The organism is Bacillus sp. FSL M8-0049, from assembly GCF_038593355.1.
GTDB lineage: Bacteria > Bacillota > Bacilli > Bacillales > Bacillaceae > Bacillus > Bacillus safensis.
In genome coordinates this window covers 3338345-3357322 of the sequence record NZ_CP151986.1, presented here as the reverse complement: position 1 = coordinate 3357322, position 18978 = coordinate 3338345, and the positions used below count along the sequence as shown (strand labels likewise).

The 18978-nt window shown below is 40.9% G+C and carries 22 protein-coding genes and 1 pseudogene; 20 read left to right on the top strand and 3 right to left on the bottom strand.

Features of this window, described 5'->3' with window-relative positions; translation table 11 throughout:
* Positions 1-81 precede the first annotated feature (81 nt).
* Positions 82-1314, bottom strand: coding sequence for an MFS transporter (locus NSU13_RS17345; protein WP_070326139.1), 1233 nt, complete (start codon positions 1312-1314; stop codon positions 82-84).
* Positions 1315-1459: 145 nt separating this feature from the next.
* On the opposite strand from NSU13_RS17345, the gene NSU13_RS17340 reads away from it, so the two are divergent.
* Together NSU13_RS17340 and NSU13_RS17335 are read left to right on the top strand one after the other, a co-directional pair.
* Positions 1460-1939, top strand: coding sequence for an Lrp/AsnC family transcriptional regulator (locus tag NSU13_RS17340; protein ID WP_041087746.1), 480 nt, complete (start codon positions 1460-1462; stop codon positions 1937-1939).
* Positions 1940-2061: 122 nt separating this feature from the next.
* A complete protein-coding gene (locus NSU13_RS17335; RefSeq protein ID WP_252049894.1) occupies positions 2062-3030 on the top strand; it encodes an alpha/beta hydrolase in 969 nt (322 codons plus the stop codon).
* Positions 3031-3170: 140 nt separating this feature from the next.
* On the opposite strand, the gene hemQ is transcribed toward NSU13_RS17335, so the two are convergent.
* Positions 3171-3941 carry a hydrogen peroxide-dependent heme synthase gene (gene hemQ, locus NSU13_RS17330; RefSeq protein WP_034281267.1) on the bottom strand — a complete coding sequence of 257 codons (771 nt, stop codon included), beginning with the start codon at positions 3939-3941 and terminating at the stop codon, positions 3171-3173.
* 240 nt (positions 3942-4181) lie between these two features.
* On the opposite strand from hemQ, the gene pta reads away from it, so the two are divergent.
* The 17 genes and pseudogenes from pta to NSU13_RS17245 all read left to right on the top strand — a co-directional run bounded on the left by pta (position 4182) and on the right by NSU13_RS17245 (position 17602).
* Positions 4182-5153 carry a phosphate acetyltransferase gene (gene pta / locus NSU13_RS17325; RefSeq protein ID WP_024423792.1) on the top strand — a complete coding sequence of 324 codons (972 nt, stop codon included), beginning with the start codon at positions 4182-4184 and terminating at the stop codon, positions 5151-5153.
* A gap of 130 nt (positions 5154-5283) precedes the next feature.
* On the top strand, positions 5284-6135 hold the full coding sequence (locus NSU13_RS17320; protein ID WP_342489669.1) for a MurR/RpiR family transcriptional regulator: 852 nt from the start codon (positions 5284-5286) through the stop codon (positions 6133-6135).
* Between the two features lie 148 nt (positions 6136-6283).
* Positions 6284-6955, top strand: coding sequence for an RraA family protein (locus NSU13_RS17315; RefSeq protein WP_111926900.1), 672 nt, complete (start codon positions 6284-6286; stop codon positions 6953-6955).
* Positions 6956-6966: 11 nt separating this feature from the next.
* A complete protein-coding gene (locus NSU13_RS17310; protein ID WP_252049892.1) occupies positions 6967-7845 on the top strand; it encodes a prephenate dehydrogenase/arogenate dehydrogenase family protein in 879 nt (292 codons plus the stop codon).
* Between the two features lie 43 nt (positions 7846-7888).
* Positions 7889-9223: a TRAP transporter large permease subunit gene (locus NSU13_RS17305; RefSeq protein ID WP_041115475.1), complete on the top strand. Its 1335-nt coding sequence runs from the start codon at positions 7889-7891 to the stop codon at positions 9221-9223.
* A 13-nt stretch (positions 9224-9236) separates the two neighbouring features.
* A complete protein-coding gene (locus NSU13_RS17300) occupies positions 9237-9503 on the top strand; it encodes a hypothetical protein (protein WP_252049891.1) in 267 nt (88 codons plus the stop codon).
* A gap of 175 nt (positions 9504-9678) precedes the next feature.
* Positions 9679-10077: a DUF5082 family protein gene (locus tag NSU13_RS17295; RefSeq protein ID WP_065215051.1), complete on the top strand. Its 399-nt coding sequence runs from the start codon at positions 9679-9681 to the stop codon at positions 10075-10077.
* A 4-nt stretch (positions 10078-10081) separates the two neighbouring features.
* Complete coding sequence (locus tag NSU13_RS17290) at positions 10082-10360, top strand: YwqI/YxiC family protein (RefSeq protein WP_065214899.1); 279 nt, start codon at positions 10082-10084, stop codon at positions 10358-10360.
* An 11-nt stretch (positions 10361-10371) separates the two neighbouring features.
* Complete coding sequence (locus NSU13_RS17285) at positions 10372-11922, top strand: T7SS effector LXG polymorphic toxin (RefSeq protein ID WP_342489668.1); 1551 nt, start codon at positions 10372-10374, stop codon at positions 11920-11922.
* A gap of 14 nt (positions 11923-11936) precedes the next feature.
* A complete protein-coding gene (locus NSU13_RS17280; protein ID WP_061110209.1) occupies positions 11937-12335 on the top strand; it encodes an Imm50 family immunity protein in 399 nt (132 codons plus the stop codon).
* 122 nt (positions 12336-12457) lie between these two features.
* Positions 12458-12730, top strand: coding sequence for a hypothetical protein (locus NSU13_RS17275; protein ID WP_120207893.1), 273 nt, complete (start codon positions 12458-12460; stop codon positions 12728-12730).
* Between the two features lie 69 nt (positions 12731-12799).
* Entirely contained in the window at positions 12800-13069 is a 270-nt protein-coding gene (locus NSU13_RS17270; protein ID WP_046312895.1) for a hypothetical protein, read from the top strand.
* Position 13070: 1 nt separating this feature from the next.
* Entirely contained in the window at positions 13071-13484 is a 414-nt protein-coding gene (locus NSU13_RS17265; RefSeq protein WP_326483568.1) for an SMI1/KNR4 family protein, read from the top strand.
* 126 nt (positions 13485-13610) lie between these two features.
* A complete protein-coding gene (locus tag NSU13_RS17260) occupies positions 13611-14456 on the top strand; it encodes a biotin/lipoate A/B protein ligase family protein (protein ID WP_342489667.1) in 846 nt (281 codons plus the stop codon).
* 40 nt (positions 14457-14496) lie between these two features.
* Positions 14497-14977, top strand: a pseudogene (locus NSU13_RS17255) (tetratricopeptide repeat protein).
* A 118-nt stretch (positions 14978-15095) separates the two neighbouring features.
* Positions 15096-17372, top strand: a complete 2277-nt coding sequence (locus NSU13_RS17250) for a glycosyltransferase (protein WP_342489666.1) — start codon at positions 15096-15098, stop codon at positions 17370-17372.
* Positions 17369-17602 carry a DUF5970 family protein gene (locus tag NSU13_RS17245; protein WP_024426379.1) on the top strand — a complete coding sequence of 78 codons (234 nt, stop codon included), beginning with the start codon at positions 17369-17371 and terminating at the stop codon, positions 17600-17602. The genes NSU13_RS17250 and NSU13_RS17245 overlap by 4 nt, the downstream gene beginning before the upstream one ends.
* 33 nt (positions 17603-17635) lie before the next feature.
* Here NSU13_RS17245 and NSU13_RS17240 read toward each other — a convergent pair whose 3' ends face one another.
* On the bottom strand, positions 17636-18445 hold the full coding sequence (locus tag NSU13_RS17240) for an RsfA family transcriptional regulator (protein ID WP_081124994.1): 810 nt from the start codon (positions 18443-18445) through the stop codon (positions 17636-17638).
* Between the two features lie 242 nt (positions 18446-18687).
* On the opposite strand from NSU13_RS17240, the gene NSU13_RS17235 reads away from it, so the two are divergent.
* Positions 18688-18909: a DUF1450 domain-containing protein gene (locus NSU13_RS17235; protein WP_003215259.1), complete on the top strand. Its 222-nt coding sequence runs from the start codon at positions 18688-18690 to the stop codon at positions 18907-18909.
* The last annotated feature ends 69 nt before the right edge of the window (positions 18910-18978 follow it).

Below are 18978 nucleotides of genomic sequence, written 5' to 3'. Positions count from 1 at the left end.
ATTTATAAAAAATGTATTTTATGATGATATTAAAAATTGATCTAAAAAACTGCACATATCGAGATGTGCAGTGAAATGAGCTCACGTTTCAAATGTGTTTTTATGTTTCTGCTGTAAGGTTTTTTCACGTTTATAGCTGACGAAGCTGATGAGAAAACCAACAAGCGTAATGAGTGCACATACAAGCCCTACTGTATGATAGCCGAAATGGACATAAACAGGTCCCATCAGAGCTGATCCAAGCATTACGGCAAGATTGGAAGCAAGGCTGTAAAATGCCATCACTTTGCCTCGGTGGGTCTGGGAGCAGTCGCTCAGGACGGTGCTCAAAAGCGTGACAGATAAACTTTGCATAGCACCCCAAATAAATAAAGCAAAAATGAGCAATGTCCATGAGAACGGTGCATAAGGAAGTAAGGCAAGAACAAGCGTAATGCCGCCCAGCACAAAGTAAAGTGAACGTGTTTTGCCAAACCAATCTGCTAATTTCCCGGTAAATATACTCATGGAAAAACCAACGCCATAAGCCATGATCAGAAGTCCAGCTGTTGATTGCCCCCCGGAAAACAGACTTTGCAGGTAAGCCCCTAAAAATGAGTACATGCCATAAAATCCAAGCATGTTACAAAATGTCACAGTCAAATAGGCAGGGACTCGGTCGATTTTTAAAGCCCCCCATAAAGAGCCTGATTTCTCCCTAGTTTGAGGTGCCTTTGAAGCAGCTGTTGTGACTTGTTTTCGAGATTCAAGGATGACGAGCAGCAGAACAACGAGACTCATCATGGCAAAAATCCAAAATGTCCAGCGCCAGTTCAAACTTTGACCGATAAAGGCGCCAATGGGCACACCAAGGACAAGAGAAAGAGACCAGCTCGATACAATGAGTCCCATCACTTTGCCGCGATACTCGTATGGAACCCGGTCGCCCACAAGAGCATAGGCTGTTGGCACAAATACACCAGTCGCCAGCCCAGAAATAGCACGGCCTGCAAAAAACACGGCCAAATTTGGGGCAGCAGCACACATCACTGTTCCAATCAAAAAGAAAGACAGCCCAATAATCAAACACAGCTCTCTTGAATACCGGTCCCCTAAAGGAACGAGCAGCGGAGCTCCAACCAGCACAGCTAACCCATAAATGCTGATGGAAAGAGCGAGAATATCAAGAGAGTGCTGAAAGGAGTTTGATAAATCAGGCAGCAGCGGTGAAATCACCAGCTCTTCCGATCCCGCAGCAAAAACGCCAAGTGTGAGTGCGATGGCAAGTGTGATGGGAAATGTTTTAGAAGCCTGGCTGTCTAAAGATTCTTTCATCAAGTAATCCCTCCATACTTGCTTTTTCATTCAATTCCGTTAAAATAAATTCTACCATTATTTAGTTTTATTTTACATTTCATATCATAAGTATTATCATAAAATACTTTTCAAATGGAACGATTTTTGGATAGGAGAGGTACGAATGAAAATCACCGATGTAGATGTGCATATTTTAAATGAATTGAGAGAAGATGCCCGCTTATCCATGAGGGAATTGTCCAAACGAGTGAATTTATCAGCACCTGCGGTAGCAGAAAGAGTGCGTAAATTAGAGGATGCAGGGATTATCGAAGGGTATTCTGTTCAGGTCAATTATAAAAAATTAGGGCTTCTGATTGACTGCCTGCTGGAAGTTACGGTGTTAAATGGGGAGTATCAGCGTTTTGTGGCTTTTATGAATGAGCATCCACGCGCCTTTTTTGCTTATCGAGTGGCAGGTCAGTCTTGCTTTTTCATTAAGCTGTCAGTTTCTTCTCTTGAAGAAATTGAAGCCTTTATTCAAGAAGTATCTGGATTTACAAAAACCGTCTCCCATATTGTCTTGTCAGAGCACTCTTTTTCCCATCCAATTCAGGAACGCTTGAAACAAATAGAAGAGCCAGAAATGACCGTGGTGAAATAAAAAGTTTCAGATTGTTGACAAAGGGCTAAAATGATTTTTATTTTAGCCCTTTGTATTCTTTTCAGCTTTTTATGCTGAAATATTCGTATAGTAATAATTTGAGATTAAAGGAGTTAATTCTTTTGAAGCTTTTAAAGGTAATAGATTACGCAGCATTAATGGATATGCACAGAACAAGAAGCAAAGAAAGTCACTATAATCATTTGCCTATTGACGTAGGTAACAGGGATCGTTTTTTTAGTGCTCATCCAATTGATTTACAATTTCACATCGATAACCATACAGCAAACTTAAAAAGTGGAATATTTTCTTTTCATTCAAGCATCAAATCTGGTGAAGATAAGAATGACAAGGTTTCGGTGGAAGTGTTTTTACGAAAAGAGTCAAAGCACAAGCCTAATGTAATCTTTGTACATGGATGGAGAATGGATTCATACGACAGAATCAAGAAGATTTTTCACGATAAAATTGTTAAAAATTATGATTGGAATATGTATTACTACACGCTGCCTTATCATTTCGATAGGGAACCACAAAATTCAACATATTCTGGTGAACACATGATTAGCGCCAATATAAGTCGAACCGTGCAATCCTCCCAGCAAGCTATTGTTGAACTTAGAGGGCTGATTAAATGGATCAAGGAAAATGAAGGTGGGGACATAATCGTAGTTGGTATTAGTTTAGGAGGGTGGCTAACAAACTTATTAGCAACAGTCGAGAAAGACGTGAATATTATTGTATCAGTTTTTTATGCGAACAATATTGCGCATTCCATCTGGAACACTCTTCCTGGGAAGTATATACGAAGAGATCTGGAGGAACATGGGACAACGTATGAAGAACTCGACAAAGCTTGGGATATTATGAACCCTAGTAAAGCAAAACTTCTCGTAGAAAAAGAAAATGTACTCTTAATATCAGGAAAATATGACATGTATATCGACATAAACGATGCTGATACTCTGTGGAATAGCTGGGATCAACCTAAAAGGCACGTATACAGTTGTGGGCATGCTGGAATTGTACTATCTAGAAATAGAATAGCAGCCGACACACTTCAATTTATTGAAAGCAGGCTAAAGAAATAAAATGATGTTCATCCTAACTGCATTGTTGTGGGCCATGAGTTTAGTTTTGTTTCTTACTTATCCTGAAAATGAAGATGTGATCACCTTTCTAAACAAATACATAAAAAAGCTTCGGAGAGATCCGAAGCCTTAAGGGTTTATCATACATGGAAATAAGACGCCAGCTGCTCGTTTGCTAATCGGTTTCCAACAAAGAAGGAACCAAATTCGCCGTAGCGTGCACTGACTTCATCAAAGCGCATTTCATAAACCAATTTTTTAAATTGAAGCACATCATCAGAGAAAAGGGTAACGCCCCACTCATAATCATCAAAACCAACAGAACCTGTAATGATCTGTTTTACTTTCCCAGCATAGCTTCGGCCAATTAAGCCGTGGCTTCTCATAAGAGATTTACGCTCATCCATGGAAAGCATGTACCAGTTGTCATTGCCAGAACGTCTTTTATCCATTGGATAGAAGCACACGTATTGAGAAGAAGGAAGCTCTGGATATAAGCGAGCACGTACATGCGGGTTCTCGTAAGGATCTCCGCCATCGCCGCCTCCTGCTAAGTAGTTGCTGAGCTCAACAACTGAAACATAAGAATAAGCTGGAATCGTAAACTCTGCTAGCCGTGTCTTGTTGAATTCGAGTTCAATTTCACCTAGTTCTTCCATTGTCGGACGTAAAATCATGAGCATAATATCTGCTTTTTGACCGACAATACTATAGATTGTTTGGCTCCCAGCCTTATCATGCTCAGCTGTCTTCCATTTTTCCAATAGACCTGTGAATTCATGAATGATGGCTTGGCGCTCATCACTTGTCAGCAGCTTCCAAGCTGTCCAGTCGATTGTTCTAAAATCATGCAGTGCATACCAGCCATCTAGTGTTTGAGCTGCTTCATTTGTTGTATGTTGTTCGCTCATTTCTTTCACTCCTATTAACAGTTTTCCATCTGTTCCAACTATAACATAGTTTGTCCAAATGGAGATGTGATCAAAACTTGAACGAGGAAAACAGCTTTTATCAAAATTGATTAAATTAGTTTGAAAAATAAGAATTTAATTTGTAAGCGCTATAATGTAAGTTGGTAGTTTGAATTTAGGTAGAAGAAGAGTATGCTTAAAAGAGAACGCTTTTTTTGTAAAATCAAGGAGGGTATTGAAGTGGCAGATATTTTTTCAACAGTTCAGGAAAAGGTTGCAGGTAAAGGAGTTAAGATCGTTTTTCCTGAGGGAATGGACGAACGCATTCTAACAGCCGTTCAAAAATTAGCAGATGGCAAAGTATTGCAGCCAATTGTGGTAGGAAAAAAACAAGAAGTTGAAGCTAAAGCAAAAGAACTAGGTCTTACACTTGATGGTGTTGACGTGTATGATCCTCATACATATGAAGGTTTTGAAGAGCTTGTACAAGCTTTTGTAGAAAGACGTAAAGGCAAAGCAACAGAAGAGCAAGCAAGAAAAGCATTACTAGATGAAAACTACTTCGGTACAATGCTTGTGTATAAAGGTCTTGCAGACGGACTTGTGAGCGGTGCGGCACACTCAACTGCTGATACAGTGCGTCCAGCACTTCAAATCATTAAAACAAAAGAAGGCGTAAAGAAAACATCTGGCGTCTTCATCATGGCTCGCGGCGAAGAGCAGTACGTGTTTGCTGATTGCGCAATCAACATTGCACCAGACAGCCAAGATCTAGCTGAAATTGCGATCGAAAGTGCAAACACAGCAAAAATGTTTGATATCGAGCCACGTGTGGCAATGCTTAGCTTTTCTACAAAAGGCTCAGCAAAATCAGACGAAACAGAAAAAGTATCTGAAGCAGTTCGCATTGCAAAAGAAAAGGCACCTGAGCTTGTACTTGATGGAGAATTCCAATTCGATGCAGCTTTCGTTCCTTCAGTAGCAGCGAAAAAAGCGCCAGATTCCGTCATCAAAGGCGACGCCAGCGTATTTGTTTTCCCTAGCCTTGAAGCTGGAAACATTGGCTACAAAATTGCACAGCGCTTAGGTAACTTTGAAGCTGTAGGTCCTATCCTTCAAGGTTTAAACCAGCCAGTAAACGATCTATCAAGAGGCTGTAATGCCGAAGACGTTTACAACCTTGCGCTTATCACAGCAGCTCAAGCACTATAATGATCTCGAAAAAGGCAGCCAGTACGATAGATTCGTGCTGGCTGTTTTTTTGATGACAAATGTGTACAATATAGGGGAAAAGAAAAAATTTTGATCGTAGATAAAGCCGATAGAATGGGCAGGTGCTATAATGGACGATTTAATACATAAGCTTCAGCATAAGGTCGCGGGATTAACCGAGGCACAAAGGAGAATTGCAGATTATATCGTGCAAAATCCAATGGAGGTTGCGTTTTTAACTGTAGATAAATTGGCCTCAAAAGTAGGGACGAGTACAGCGACCATCATGAGATTCTCTGCTGCTGTAGGGTATTCCGGTTTCTCCGAGCTTCAAAAAGAGCTTCAATCAAATATGAAGCATAAAGCTGCCCCTCAAACGAGACTTGAAGCGAACCTCAAGCATTCAAATAAAAGTAAGCTCCTGCATAATCATGTTGAGCTGCAATTTCAAAATATCCAGTACGCTTTAGACAATATCACGGAAGAAACCTTTCAGCATATTGTTGAAAAAATAGCCAGCTCCCGCCAGGTTCTGTGTACAAGTGTTCGAAGCGGAAGACCTGTCGGCGAGTATCTGTCACTCGGAATCAATCGGCTGTTGGGGAATTGTCAATATATTGATGCAGACAAAAGTGACTGGGTGGATGATCTCGTTCATTTTCAATCTGATGATTTCATTATAGCGGTCAGCTATCCCCGCTATGCAAAGCGTATGAAGGATTTGCTGGAGGCAGCGAAGTCATATGGGGTGGAAGTGCTTTTAATTACAGACAGCTATAGCTCTACACTAACAAAGTATGCACAATATGTATTGCCATGTTCCTCAGCAAGTGTGAGCTCTCATAACTCTGTCGTATCTGCTATCTTTATCGTAGATTATATTTTAAGTGCCTTAGCCATTAATGATCCTGAAAGAACAAAACCACGTTTAGATCAAATCAATCATATGTTAACGAAAATGAGTTATCACACAACACATTAGTCGTGTGGTGACTCATTTTTTAATTTGATTTTTTGAAAGCGCTTTACTAAATAAAATCGAGATGGTATGATCGTATCACAAAAGTAATAAATATTACTTTAATTAGATTAAATGTAATGAATATAACTAAAAGGGGATGATGGAAACTATGAGTACTGTTCAATTCGTGTCAAATGATCTAATAGATCGGGCAAGAAAGCTTAACTCGACCTTGCTGTCAGACGTGATGGGATGCACCGGCGCGATGGATCATCAAATCAAACCAGTTGCAAGAGGCATGAATGTAGCAGGTACAGCTTTTACCGTCAGCTTACGGCCAGGCGATAATTTATTTCTTCATCAAGCGATCTACTCTGCGAAAGAAGGAGATGTACTGATTGTTGATGGAAAAGACCATAAGGGCCATGCATATTTAGGGGAATTGATGGCAGGGGCAGCAAAGGCTGTAGGAATAGAAGGAATCGTGATTGACGGGCTTGTTCGCGACAAACTCGCTTTAGAGGAGCTGGCTTTTCCGATCTACAGTAAGGGGTTTATGCCAAATGGACCTTTTAAAGATGGTCCTGGGGAATTGAATCAAACCATCTCGTGCGGCGGTGTCAAAGTAGCACCAGGTGATTTAGTCATTGCAGACGATGATGGAGTCGTCATCGTTCCAAAGGAAAAGGCGGAACACCTGCTGACGCTAGCGGAAGAGAAACAAGCGTATGAAAATCATAGGTTACAAACGATTCAACAGTATATGAACGAAGGAAAGCAAGACATCAGTCTCTTAGCACCGGCATGGCTGGAAGGCAGAATGAAAAAATATAAGGGATAGGGGAATCTGTGATGAAGATAGGCTTTATTGGATATGGAGAAGCGGCATATGAGCTGTCAACAGGATTGAAAACAGAAGGATTAGATCAATTTTATGCGTATGATGTACTATTACAAAACGAGAAATTGGCTGGCGCGTTGAAGGAAAAAGCATCGCAGACAGGAGTTCAATTAACCAGCAGTATTAGCGAAGTCATTGAGAAATCTGATATTGTCATTGCCGCTGTGCCAGCGAATAAAACCTTAGAAGTGGCCCAATCCGTATCGGGAAGTTTGAAAGAGGATCAATTATATGTAGATGTATCGGCATCAACACCAGACATCAAAAAACAAGTGGCAAACGAAATTGAAAAGCAAAAAGCTCTATTCGTAGATGCTGCCATGCTAGGGCCTCTTCCAGTCAACAAACACAAGGTTCCGATCACGGCAAGCGGCAGTGGAACTGACCAATTCATGAAAGTAATGAATGCTTATGGCATGAATATTAAAAAAATCAGTGACCAGCCAGGAGATGCTTCGGCCTTGAAACTGATCAGAAGCGTTTATATGAAGGGGATCGTTGGTCTCATGATTGAATTTTTGGAAATTTCAAAAAAATATAACGTGGAACATCAAGTGATTTCTTCACTAAGCGATACAATGGATAGCAAAAGTTTTGAAGAGACCATGAACCGTCTTGTGACAGGGAGTGCACTTCATGCGAAAAGACGAGCGATCGAGCTGCTTGGCTCTATTGACATGCTGAATGAAGCAGAGGTTGATGCCAGTATGTCACGGGCAGCACAACAGAAGCTAGAGAGATTAGCAGAGTTTCAATTCGTTGAACGGTTTAATGGGAAAAAGCCGGCCAGCTGGGAAGAAGTCATTGACGTGATGCAGCAGGGGAAATAAATTGTAAGCGTTTTATTGAACAAAGGGGAGGCGAAAAAACGATATGGGTTTTATTGCGTTGATTGTATTCATAGCTGTCATCATTATATGGAATGTCGTCGTGAAACGGAATATGGGAGAAGCCATGCTATTAGGCTTTATTGCAACCACATTATTTGGCGGATTGGATGCATTAAGACTTTTCTGGGATGGATTAAAATTTGCATCCACATATGAGGTGCTCTATGCAGCTGTCGCATTTGTATTCATGGCTTATTTAATCGAAAAGCTGGAATTAATTCATGCACTCTTGCGAATCTTAAATTCGGTTGTAGGAAAACTTCCTGGTGGAGCGGCTTATATGAGTACGTTAGGTTCAGCAGTCTTAGGTGCTCTTTCAGGTTCAAATTCTGCAAACACAGCTGCGACTGGCTCTATCACGGCCTCTTGGATGATGAAATCAGGCTGGAGCCGAACCCATACGGCCACGATTTTAGCAGGGAATGGCGGACTTGGGGCGGCACTGCCTCCTAACTCTTCCATGTTTATCATGCTGGGGTTTGCACCAATTGCAGCCCTTGTATCTGAGGGAGATTTATATATTGCCCTGTTAATAGGAGGACTGTATCAAGTCGTATACCGATTTATTTTGGTGTATATTCTGGTGAAAAAGAATAAAATTCAGGCCATGCCGCCAGATGATATTCTTCCTTTTAGGGAAGCTGTGAAACAAGGGTGGAAATCGATCTTTATTTTTTTCGGTGCCTTGATTCCTATCATTATCACAATAGGTCCGCTGGCAAACTACTTAAAAAGTAATCCAAACATCGGACCAGAGGCAATGGATCAAATTTCTTTAATTACGTGGATTCCGATTCTCATGATGTTGATTAGTTTAACAATTGGAAGAAAAAAGGCGTCTGCACTAGATTGGTCGCAGTTTTTCAAGTCGGCCATTCCTAAGTTTACAACGATCGGTGCCTTGATGCTGTTTGCTGTTGCTGCTAGTCAGGTGCTTGCTGAATTAGGACTCGCAGAAGATTTGACGCAAATCACATCAGTACTTACCATTCCGAAATGGCTTATGGTGCTCATTGTGGGTATTCTTGTTACGCTGGTGGCTGGACCATTATCTTCAACAGCCACATTAACAGCTGTTGGACTTGTCTCTTTTTCAGCTTTAGTCTCAGTCGGTGTGGACCCAGTTGTGGCTGTTGTCGCCATTCTTGCTTTTTCATCAACAGAAGGCGCTTCCCCGCCGGCATCAGGATCGATTTTCATTGCTTCTGGTCTTGCAGGAGCCAGACCGGAGAAAACGTTTATACCGCTGATTCTCTACTATATGCTGCCGATCGTAGGAATTGGCTGGCTCATCGGAATGGGAATACTTCCAGTATAGAAAGGAGAAACACATGAGAGCATTGATGGAATTTTTATTTAAAGTGCTGCTTGTCCTGTTCTTAACGTCAGGAGCCCTGTTGGTATTCGGTCAAATACTAGGGATTCTTTTGCAAAAGGGAGATATGATCATTGCAAGTACGAACCTATTCAAAAACCCAACACTGGTGTTAAGTGCCTTTTTCAGTCTTGTTGGTTTCTCTCTCCATTATATTCCTGAAAAGAAAGACACCTCATTTAGCGATCATCCATCTGCATCAGCAGGTGATTCGCTCAAATAAGCAATAAGAAGCTGGATTCAGTAAATGAATCCAGCTTTTTTGCGCGCGAGAATTAGGTATTAAAACCCAATACGTACGATTCATTTTTTGGTAAATTCACTTTCAATCATATGCCTCTTGTGCTAGTAAATGGTAACATAACGGAGGACTATTTAAGGAATAGAGGTGTTTGACCATATCTGGAGCAATCATCGGTTATAAAGCAGCCTTGTATTCATTAAAGGCAGATATATCTATCAAAAAAGAACAAATCATCGAACTCAATATGTGCCGAAAAGAAATCAAAGAGGCAAAATGGGCCCTGTCAGATGCCAGCAAAAAAATCACTCATCCAGGTCTGACATCACATACATGGTTTGGCCATTTGGCAGACACGTTTGATGACATTCGAGACGAAATGGCTTCCGCCAGTCAGGAAATAAAAGGTGTACAGCTAACCAATCTATTAAATCGAATCAATGAGAAAATCAGTGATTTCACATCGGAGATCTATTCGTTAGAACATGAAATTCATTCGGTTGAAAGAAAAATAGAGAAAGAAAAGCAGAAACAACTGGAAGAAAAAAGAGGGTAGTCACATGTCGAGAGAAATTAAAATAGATGCCAGTCAGGTCAAACAAGTATTACAGCATGCAAAACAATCAGGCGCTCAAATGAATGCAGCCCTTCCAACCACCATCAAAGGGAGAAATCAGCTCCTGACGGCAGACACAATAGAAAAGATCAATCAGCAGCTGAACGAATTAAGTTCATCCTATATAGGCATTCTTCAGAAACAGCTTGTACAAACAGAACAAGCGGTGAACACCATGATTGAAACGGACAAGGCGCTTGCTTTCAGCAGTAAAAGAAAATAAAGGAGAACGCAATGAAAACCCTTGACGCCTTTGAGCTAATAAACGGAATAGATCAAACGCTGAATGCGTTAAAGCAGCAGTCGCAGCAAATCAGCTCCCTAGAAAAACAAATCAATCACATCATCTCACTCGATGGCGCACTAAAGGGAGAGGCGGGACAAGCCATCCGCGCCTTTTATACAGAATGCCATATTCCCTTCCTGCAATTCTTTCAGGTCGTCATTGAGGAATATAGCGCTGCATTAAAAAACACAAAGCAGGCTCTTCACGCATTAGAATCAAATGAGCACGGATTTATCTCACAAGCATTTATCGAACATGATCTTGACCAAGGCTTAAAAAAAGCTGAACGAACAATTTCTGAAATCATATCAGAGGTAAACCATGCCATTGACAGAGTTGGTCATATTGTTCATTTACCAAATGTAGATGAATCAGCTTTTCAGCAAAACTATCAAAAGGCATGGCTCGAGACCTCAAGAACCATTGGTCTGCTTCATGCATTTGACCGGGAGCAGACAAGTGCTTTACATGAAACCAAAAGCTCCCTTCAAACAATGAAGCAATACATCGATACCTTAAGTCCCATGTTCACCGGCCCAAAAATCGACATCACGAGCTATCAAAAGGGATCTATTTTCAAAGATGGAAAAGAAGAAAAAGTAAGCAACACCATCAGTGGATTGAAGGATAAAATAGACAACCCAAAAGACAATCCAATGATGACCATGCTGAAGAAACTGAAAGAGAAACAACAGGCGAATGTGGAGACGGTTGTTTGGGAAACGCCGTCTAGTAAAATCAATCAAACCACCTTGACCTTAAATGGAAAAGTATACAACATAAATGAGTACAAAGAGATCAACTTCGAACATGCCAAAACGGTTGACGTCATGCGAGACGGAATGCTGTATCGGTTACGAATATCAGAAAAAAACAAAGTAACGATTGAGAGCGTTAAACCGATGTCTGATGTAAAAACGGGCGATCAACCCCAAAATATCTTAAATACAGCGGTTGAATTTACAGGAATAAACGACGCGATTCGGGTTAATACAGGAAGAGATCCGATAACAGGTGATAAAGTCGCGGATATGGATCGTTTGGTATCAGGGGTGTACATGGTTCCAAGCACCAACATTGTTAAAGTGGGGAAATATGTTTTTAAGATTATTAAAGGGGAGAAAGTAGCTAAGAAGGTTCCAAAGGCTGGTAAAGGCTCTAAGAGCATAGTGAAACTTCCTAGCAGACATGGTGCTCTTAATGAAGCTAAAAAGGATGCTGGCATTTTAAGATCTCAACATCCTGAATCAATTCGGCGTGTAGAGATGCGAACCGCTCCTCATGAAGGTGGGCGTGTAATAAAAGACGACTATGGTAAAATTATTTGGACTAAAGAGTATCTATATACTAATAACAAGGGTCAAAAAATTATTATACAAGATCATAGTGCAGGTCATAAAAAAGGTGGACAAGGGCCCCACTTCAATGTACGACCCTTTGATAATCCTAGAACAGGAAAAGTCCCAGGGACTAAAGAGCATTATCCATTTAAAAAATAATTAGAGGTGATATTATGTGGTTTGAAAAATTAGAGGAAAACTTCTTTTTAAAAAGTCTATACAAAGAGGTTCCCAACTTAGAAAATATACGAATTGAAGGTATCCATATTAAAGAGGAAGGTAGAAAAGTGACTTTGCATTTTGATATGCCGTATTATGCGGAAAATCCTCCAAAAAAATGGGATCAATTAGGTTACAATTCGATTTCTCTTGAGGTAGACATTTTTGATATCCATTCTTTAGAAATAAAAACATTTTCAGATACATATAGAGGGAACATTGAAATAAATAAAAATGACCAAGATTTAATTGAAATTACTATTACAGGGGAGGTCACAGCAACAATTAAAGGAGACGTCGGCCTCATTCAATCAGTTAATGGTTATATTAATGGATCTTTAGAAAAAGAGTAAAAACGCATAAGACCCTTTTCAAGAAAGGGTCTTTAATATATCCAAGTAATAATAACTTAGATATCACATTTACCTATGTCCTAAAATTCAGCCACTTAAAAAAATTGAAATAGGAGAGTTTTATGGACAAAAAACAAGAACTAATAAAACAAATCCAAACCGTCATCAACATCTTAGAAAAAGAATATCCACAAGAAATCCATCAAGGTGTTCTCCAATTAATATACAAAAGATATAAAAATGCACAAAGGATCATTCAGAACAATGAAGATCTCCAAAAAATTTTGATCATTGGCGGGGTGAGAGCTTATTTGGATAGTTATAATGACTATCTAAACCCCTTTCTAGATGAATTACATAAAGCAGAGAGTTTGCTTAAAGAAATGCTGTCATAGATAGGACGGTTGTCTGTAGTACTGGAATCAAGTCTTGTATCGGGCAGCAAAACAGAGAAAGGAATGCCTATGGAACATGAACAAAACAAAAGCAAAAAAACATCCAACTGGCTATTAAGTGTCAGTGTTCTGATTGTTATAGGAACAGCTTTGCTGAGAGGAGTTTCTTACTCAGATGCTGATTATCGCGGTTTCCCTATTGATTGGCTAGTTCTGCACGGACATCATACTTTTGAATTTCTAGTGTGGGGTTTTATACTTGACGTGGTCATTTTCTATTTTCTTTTAAAAATGCTCCTTCGTTTGTATAAAAGGGTGATGAAAAAATCAGCAACTTAAAATAGAGGAGGCTCTTAAAATGCTCAATTTACCTCAAATCCCACATCTGCACGTGAATAAACCAGCAAGTGACATACATATCAAAGAGGCAGAATCCCAGCTAAACATGCTGCTGCCCCATGTTTATAAGGAACTGCTGAAACAGACAAATGGATGTTCCGTTGGCGGTGAGGTGCTTCTATACGGTACGGAGGACATTGCGGAACGCAATGCAACATGGGAGGCTCGACAATATGCAAGCGGCTATGTGGCAATTGGCGACGATGGCGGCGGGCAAGTATTTCTCATGCGGCTGGCTGAAGAGGAGAAAAAGGTATGGATCGTGGATGCTGGTGTAATGGACCCTCAGCATGCAGAGCTCCTGACCGGCAACTTTCTGAAATGGGTGAGTGAGGGCTGTAACATAGAAGCGTAACCGAAAACCAAATCATCCAACTGAAACGCTCTGTGACGCCAAATGTTATGGAGCTTTTTTGCATTCTCCCCCCATTCATCACATGTTATAATAAACACAGTTTATGAACGAGAGGATATGCAGGAGATGAAAAATGAACCTATTGAGTTACTGACACAGCCAAAATGGCGAATCATCGATCAGTCGAGTCTTGGCCTCTATGTGGACCCGAAGCAATCTTTTGCGATGGATGATACGCTTTGCGCGTCGGTGGGGAATGGACTTTCACCAGCGACAGCCCGTTCTTGGGTGCATCACAATACGATTGTGCTTGGGATTCAGGATACAAGACTTCCATTTCTCCAAGATGGCGTAAAGCTGCTTGAGGAAGAGGGATATCGTGTGATTGTACGCAACTCAGGCGGTCTTGCTGTGGTGCTGGATGAAGGTGTACTGAATGTGTCTTTAATTTTTGCGGAACAAAAGAAGGGCATTGATATTGACCGCGGGTATGATGCGATGGTGGAATTGATCCGCCGGATGCTGTCGATGTATGATGTGGACATTGAAGCCTATGAAATAGTCGGCTCTTATTGTCCAGGCAGCTACGATTTAAGTATCAATGGAAAGAAATTTGCAGGCATTTCTCAGCGTAGATTACGCGGTGGGGTCGCTGTGCAAATTTATTTGTGTGCAGATGGAAGCGGGCGTGAACGTGCCGACTTGATCCGCCGTTTTTATGACGCCGCCTTAAAGGATAAACGGCAAGAAGTGAAGGCAGTATTTCCTGATATACAGCCGGATACGATGGCATCCTTATCAGAATTAATCGGTGAATCGATTGATTGTACACTTCTTATGCGTTTATTACTAGAGGAGCTTCAAAAGCTTAGTGATCAGCTGACAGCCTCGGGCCTGAACGCAGAAGAACAGCTGGAATTTGAGAAAAACATGACGCGGATGATTGAACGGAATGAAAAGGTATTTTCGTAAATATCAGTCCTTTTATCTTGAAAAGAGTAGAGGTGAAGTGATGGAAACAAAGCTTGAAAAAGCCATTGAACTTCGAAAAAGTGGACATCTTCAAGAATCAAAGGAAATGCTGTCTCATCTTGCAGAAGAGTATCCAGACGATGCCTCTATTCATTATCAATGTGCCTGAAGTTATGACTTGTTAGGAGAGGAAAGGCAGGCTGTCTTTTTTATGAAAGGGCCATTGAGTTAGGATTGTCTTCAGAAGAACTAAGACGCTTTACTAGGGTTAGGAAGTACATACAGAACTTTAGGAGAATATGAAATGTCAAAACAGATATTCCTAAAAGGGATGGAAACTTATCCGGACAACAAAGCCATTCAAACGTTCTATGCCATACTTTGTATAATTTAAAGGAACATAGCAAAGCAATGGAAATATTACTGAACTGTTTAACTGAAACGACAAAAGATCCTGCTATTTTAAGTTATCGAAAGTGATTGATTTTTATTCAAATCAGTTAGATACATTGTGGAAATAATATATTGATTTGGTTACTTGAATAGATTTGGAGGGGCAATGTGATGAAAAATCCCCTCCTTTGTTATGGAATTTTATATGTGATATTCATTTATGGCGTAAGAAAGAAGGTAAATTTGTTGTCAATATTCACCACGTATTACCCGCTGTTTATGCTTTGTGTTTTGTCTGTGTTGTATGTGATGTATCGTATTCAGCCGCTTGCCTCTACTGTTAAAAAAATCATCATTGTGCTCTGTGTGTTAACAAATGCTGCCTATATTTGCTGGCGTCTCTTTTTTACACTGCCGCATGAAGGTACATTTAATATAATAATGGGCATCTTGCTTGTAGCCTGTGAATGTATTGGATTTTTACAGCTGCTTGTGTTTTATACACTTGTTTGGAAGCCTTCAAATCGAAAACAAGTCATGATCAGTGATTTGGACAGGCTGCCAACAGTTGATATTTTCATAGCTACATATAATGAACCGATTGAAGTGCTGAAACGCACGGTTGCAGGCTGTTTGAATCTGTCTTATCCAAAAGGCAGCGTCCACATTTATTTATGTGATGATGGCAAGAGGGAGTCTGTGGAGCAGCTTGCATCTGAGTTTGGCGTTCATTATCTGACAAGAACAGATAACAAGTTTGCTAAGGCGGGTAATTTAAACCATGCGATGTCTCAAACGAATGGGGAACTGATTCTCACACTTGATGCTGATATGGTCCCCCTTCCTGCCTTTTTAGAAAAGACAGTGCCTTACTTTCATGATGGAGCGACTGCGTTTGTTCAAGTTCCACAGGCGTTTTATAACGAAGACCCTTTCCAATATAATATGTTCTCGAAGGATCGAATTCCAAATGAACAGGACTTCTTCATGCAAACCCTCCAAGCTGGTAAGGATCGGTTCAATGCGGTGATGTATGTCGGGAGTAATACTGTATTTAGAAGAACGGCCTTAGAGGAAATTGGCGGATTTGCTACTGGAGTGATTACAGAAGACATGGCGACCGGAATGCTTCTCCAAGGGAAGTTCAAATCTGTGTCTGTCGGAGAAGTATTAGCCGTCGGTCTGGCACCTGAAAGCTGGCTTGACTTGTTAAAGCAGAGAGACCGGTGGTCGAGAGGGAACATTCAGTGCGCCCGTAAGTTTAATCCATTGAAGGTTCGCGGCTTAACGCTTATGCAGCGAGTTCTTTATTTAGATGGCATTGTGTATTGGTTTAACGGTTTGTTTAAAATGATTTACATTCTTACACCAATATTGTTTTTATTATTTGGTATTCAAAGTTTCTGGGCCGATTTCCAGTCCATTTTTATGTTTTGGCTGCCGGCGTTCTTTAGTTCGTATTTAGCGTTTAAACTGGTGTCGAATCAAAAACGAAGTATGTTTTGGAGTCATATTTACGAAAGCTCTATGGCATTCCACTTGGCTGGTGTAGCTTTAAGTGAGCTATTTTTGAAGAAGAGGGTTGAATTCCTTGTCACGCCGAAGGGAATTCAAACGGACAAGAGACATTTTCATTTGAAAACGATGATTCCTCATTTGATCTTCTTGCTGCTCTCATTGCTTGTCCTTGTGAAAATAGGATACGATATGAAGGTAAATGGGACGATGAATGCTGATCTCACGTTGATTAATATTTTTTGGGTGCTTTATAACGGTGCAGGTCTACTCATGGCACTGATTGTGGCGTTTGATCGTCCGCGTTATCGAAAATCAGAGCGGTTTGTCATAGAAAAAGAGGGGCAGATCTGTTCTGATCATCAAGATGAGTCGATTGCTTGTTTTCTACTAGACATGAGTGATTCAGGTGCGCGTCTATCCATTCCATTGGATCAAGCTTCTTCTTTAAATCAAGGACAAATGCAATTGTTCTTTTCAGAGGATCAAAGTGTGGCGTGTGATGTGGTTTGGAGCCATCCAGATGGAGACAAGCTGATGGTTGGTGTTGCTTTTACTGATACAGAAAAATCAGAGTATCTGTCACTGATCCGTTTCTTATTCACACGAGAGCATGTATCGATAACGGATCGTGAGAAAAAATCCTATGCTGTTCGGACATTTCTCCGCTTTATAAGAGAAACGGAAAAAGTACCAAGGGCCTTGCGGCGCAAATGGATGAGAAGACCGTTGCAAGGTGTGGCAGGCACGCTGTCCTATGAGGGCCGGTTAGAAGAGAAGGTGCCGGTGAACATACATGATATTAGTTTATCTGGGTGCAAAATCGAATCTGAAGCTTCAATTGAATTACATGAGAAAGTGCTGATCACCATTGACACAGAATCTCTCACAGATCAGCCGGCGATTGCGGTCTGGACATCACAAAAACGCGGCCGCACAATGGCCGGACTCAAGTTTGTTCAGCCTGAAATCAAGCAGATAGAAGAAAGAGAGGGAGTGGTTTCTTGAAATCCAAAAACGGCGGTTACCTCTATTTACTATGGCTTCCTGTCATCATGGGAGCCGGCTACGGCATTTCGCTTTTAGTGCCATTTCTTCAGCCTGTCCTGACACTTGGCATTGCAGGTCTTTATATTTTTATGTTTGGTGATTTTCAGGTAAGGCAGGTCAGGTATATTTTTATGTTCGTGTTTTTGATCAATGTCCTTTTTAGTGTGATGCTATTTTTGGGCATTTAAAAAAGTGCTTCCCGAGGCGGGGAGCACTTTTTGTTATTCTGCCATTTTTTCGAGGTTGCCGTTCCGGTCCATTTTAAAGGTTGGTGCGGCACTATCGTCCTCTTCAAACAAAACTAGTTTTCTTGCACGGTTCATGATTTTGACGAGTGTTTCATAATCTTCTTGAATCGTGAGCTGATCCTTTTCAAGCTTTTTCACTTCAGCTTCTAGCTGCGAAACTTTATGAGAAAGCTCATTGTTTTCTCGTTTTAAGCGGCTGTTTTCCATACGTAAGGCAGTGGATTGCTGACCATCGCCTTCATAACGGCGTAAGAAATCAATGATATCGTCGATGGTTAATTCTTGATGCTGCCTAAATGGATTTGCTTCCGGTTTTTTCTCTGCGGTATGTGGGGCAGGAGAAGCCTGTGACAATAAATGTGATAAACTAGCTAACTCTTCATTGTAGCTTTGATCCACAAACTGAAGCTGTTCAGCAGTTTCAGCTGCTGGTGCAAATGTTTCTTCCTTTGCTGGCTCTAGTTCCTGTGAGAATTCCTCTTGAGTAACCGTTTCTTCTACTTGCGGCTGATAAAGTAATCGTTTTTTCGCTGGCTGGCCATTGCCAAGAGCGCGCATCCGTTGTTTTCGCTGTTTTTTGGCAAGTGCCAGCGCTTTTTCATATTGATGCCTGACGACAGCATTCCATCTAAAACCGCATGCCGCTGAGGTGCGGTTCAGCTTGTCTCCAACTTCTTCAAACGCATTTAGCTGCGTGCTGCCCTCTCTGACGTGACGTAAGACGGTTTCTGCCAGGAGGAGATCATTTTCCTCTGACCAAGCATCTTGTCTTTGTTTTGACATGTGTTTAAACCCCCATATGATTTGATGGTATTAGATTAGCCAAGTTCAAGAAGGTTTATACAAGTTTGCTAAAAGGATAGTGGAAAATACTAGCTTTTATGTAAGCACGTGATTGGGGCGGCAAAGCGTCTTGCAAGTCCAGCCGCTTCGATGTACAATGTTGGGTGGTATATTATTCACGATTGGCTGTCCAACTGTTTCATATAGAATGAAGTATCATCATTGAAAGGAAGCGTAAGACCATGGCTAATGAGTTTCGCGTATGTGACGATTGTGATGCGACGAACCTAAAGACGTTATTGCCTCGACTCAAATCGGTTGACCCTGATGCAAAAATTGAGATCGGCTGTCAATCCTATTGTGGTCCAGGACGAAAAAAGGCTTTTGCGTTTGTGAACAATCGCCCATTATCCGCACCAACAGAAGATGAATTACTTGAAAAGGTTCAAAAAAAAGTCAAATAAATGTCACTGAATGTGTTCAGTCGACCTAAAAAGAGGTCCGTCCCTGTCAGGTCGGGCTTTTTACGTCCA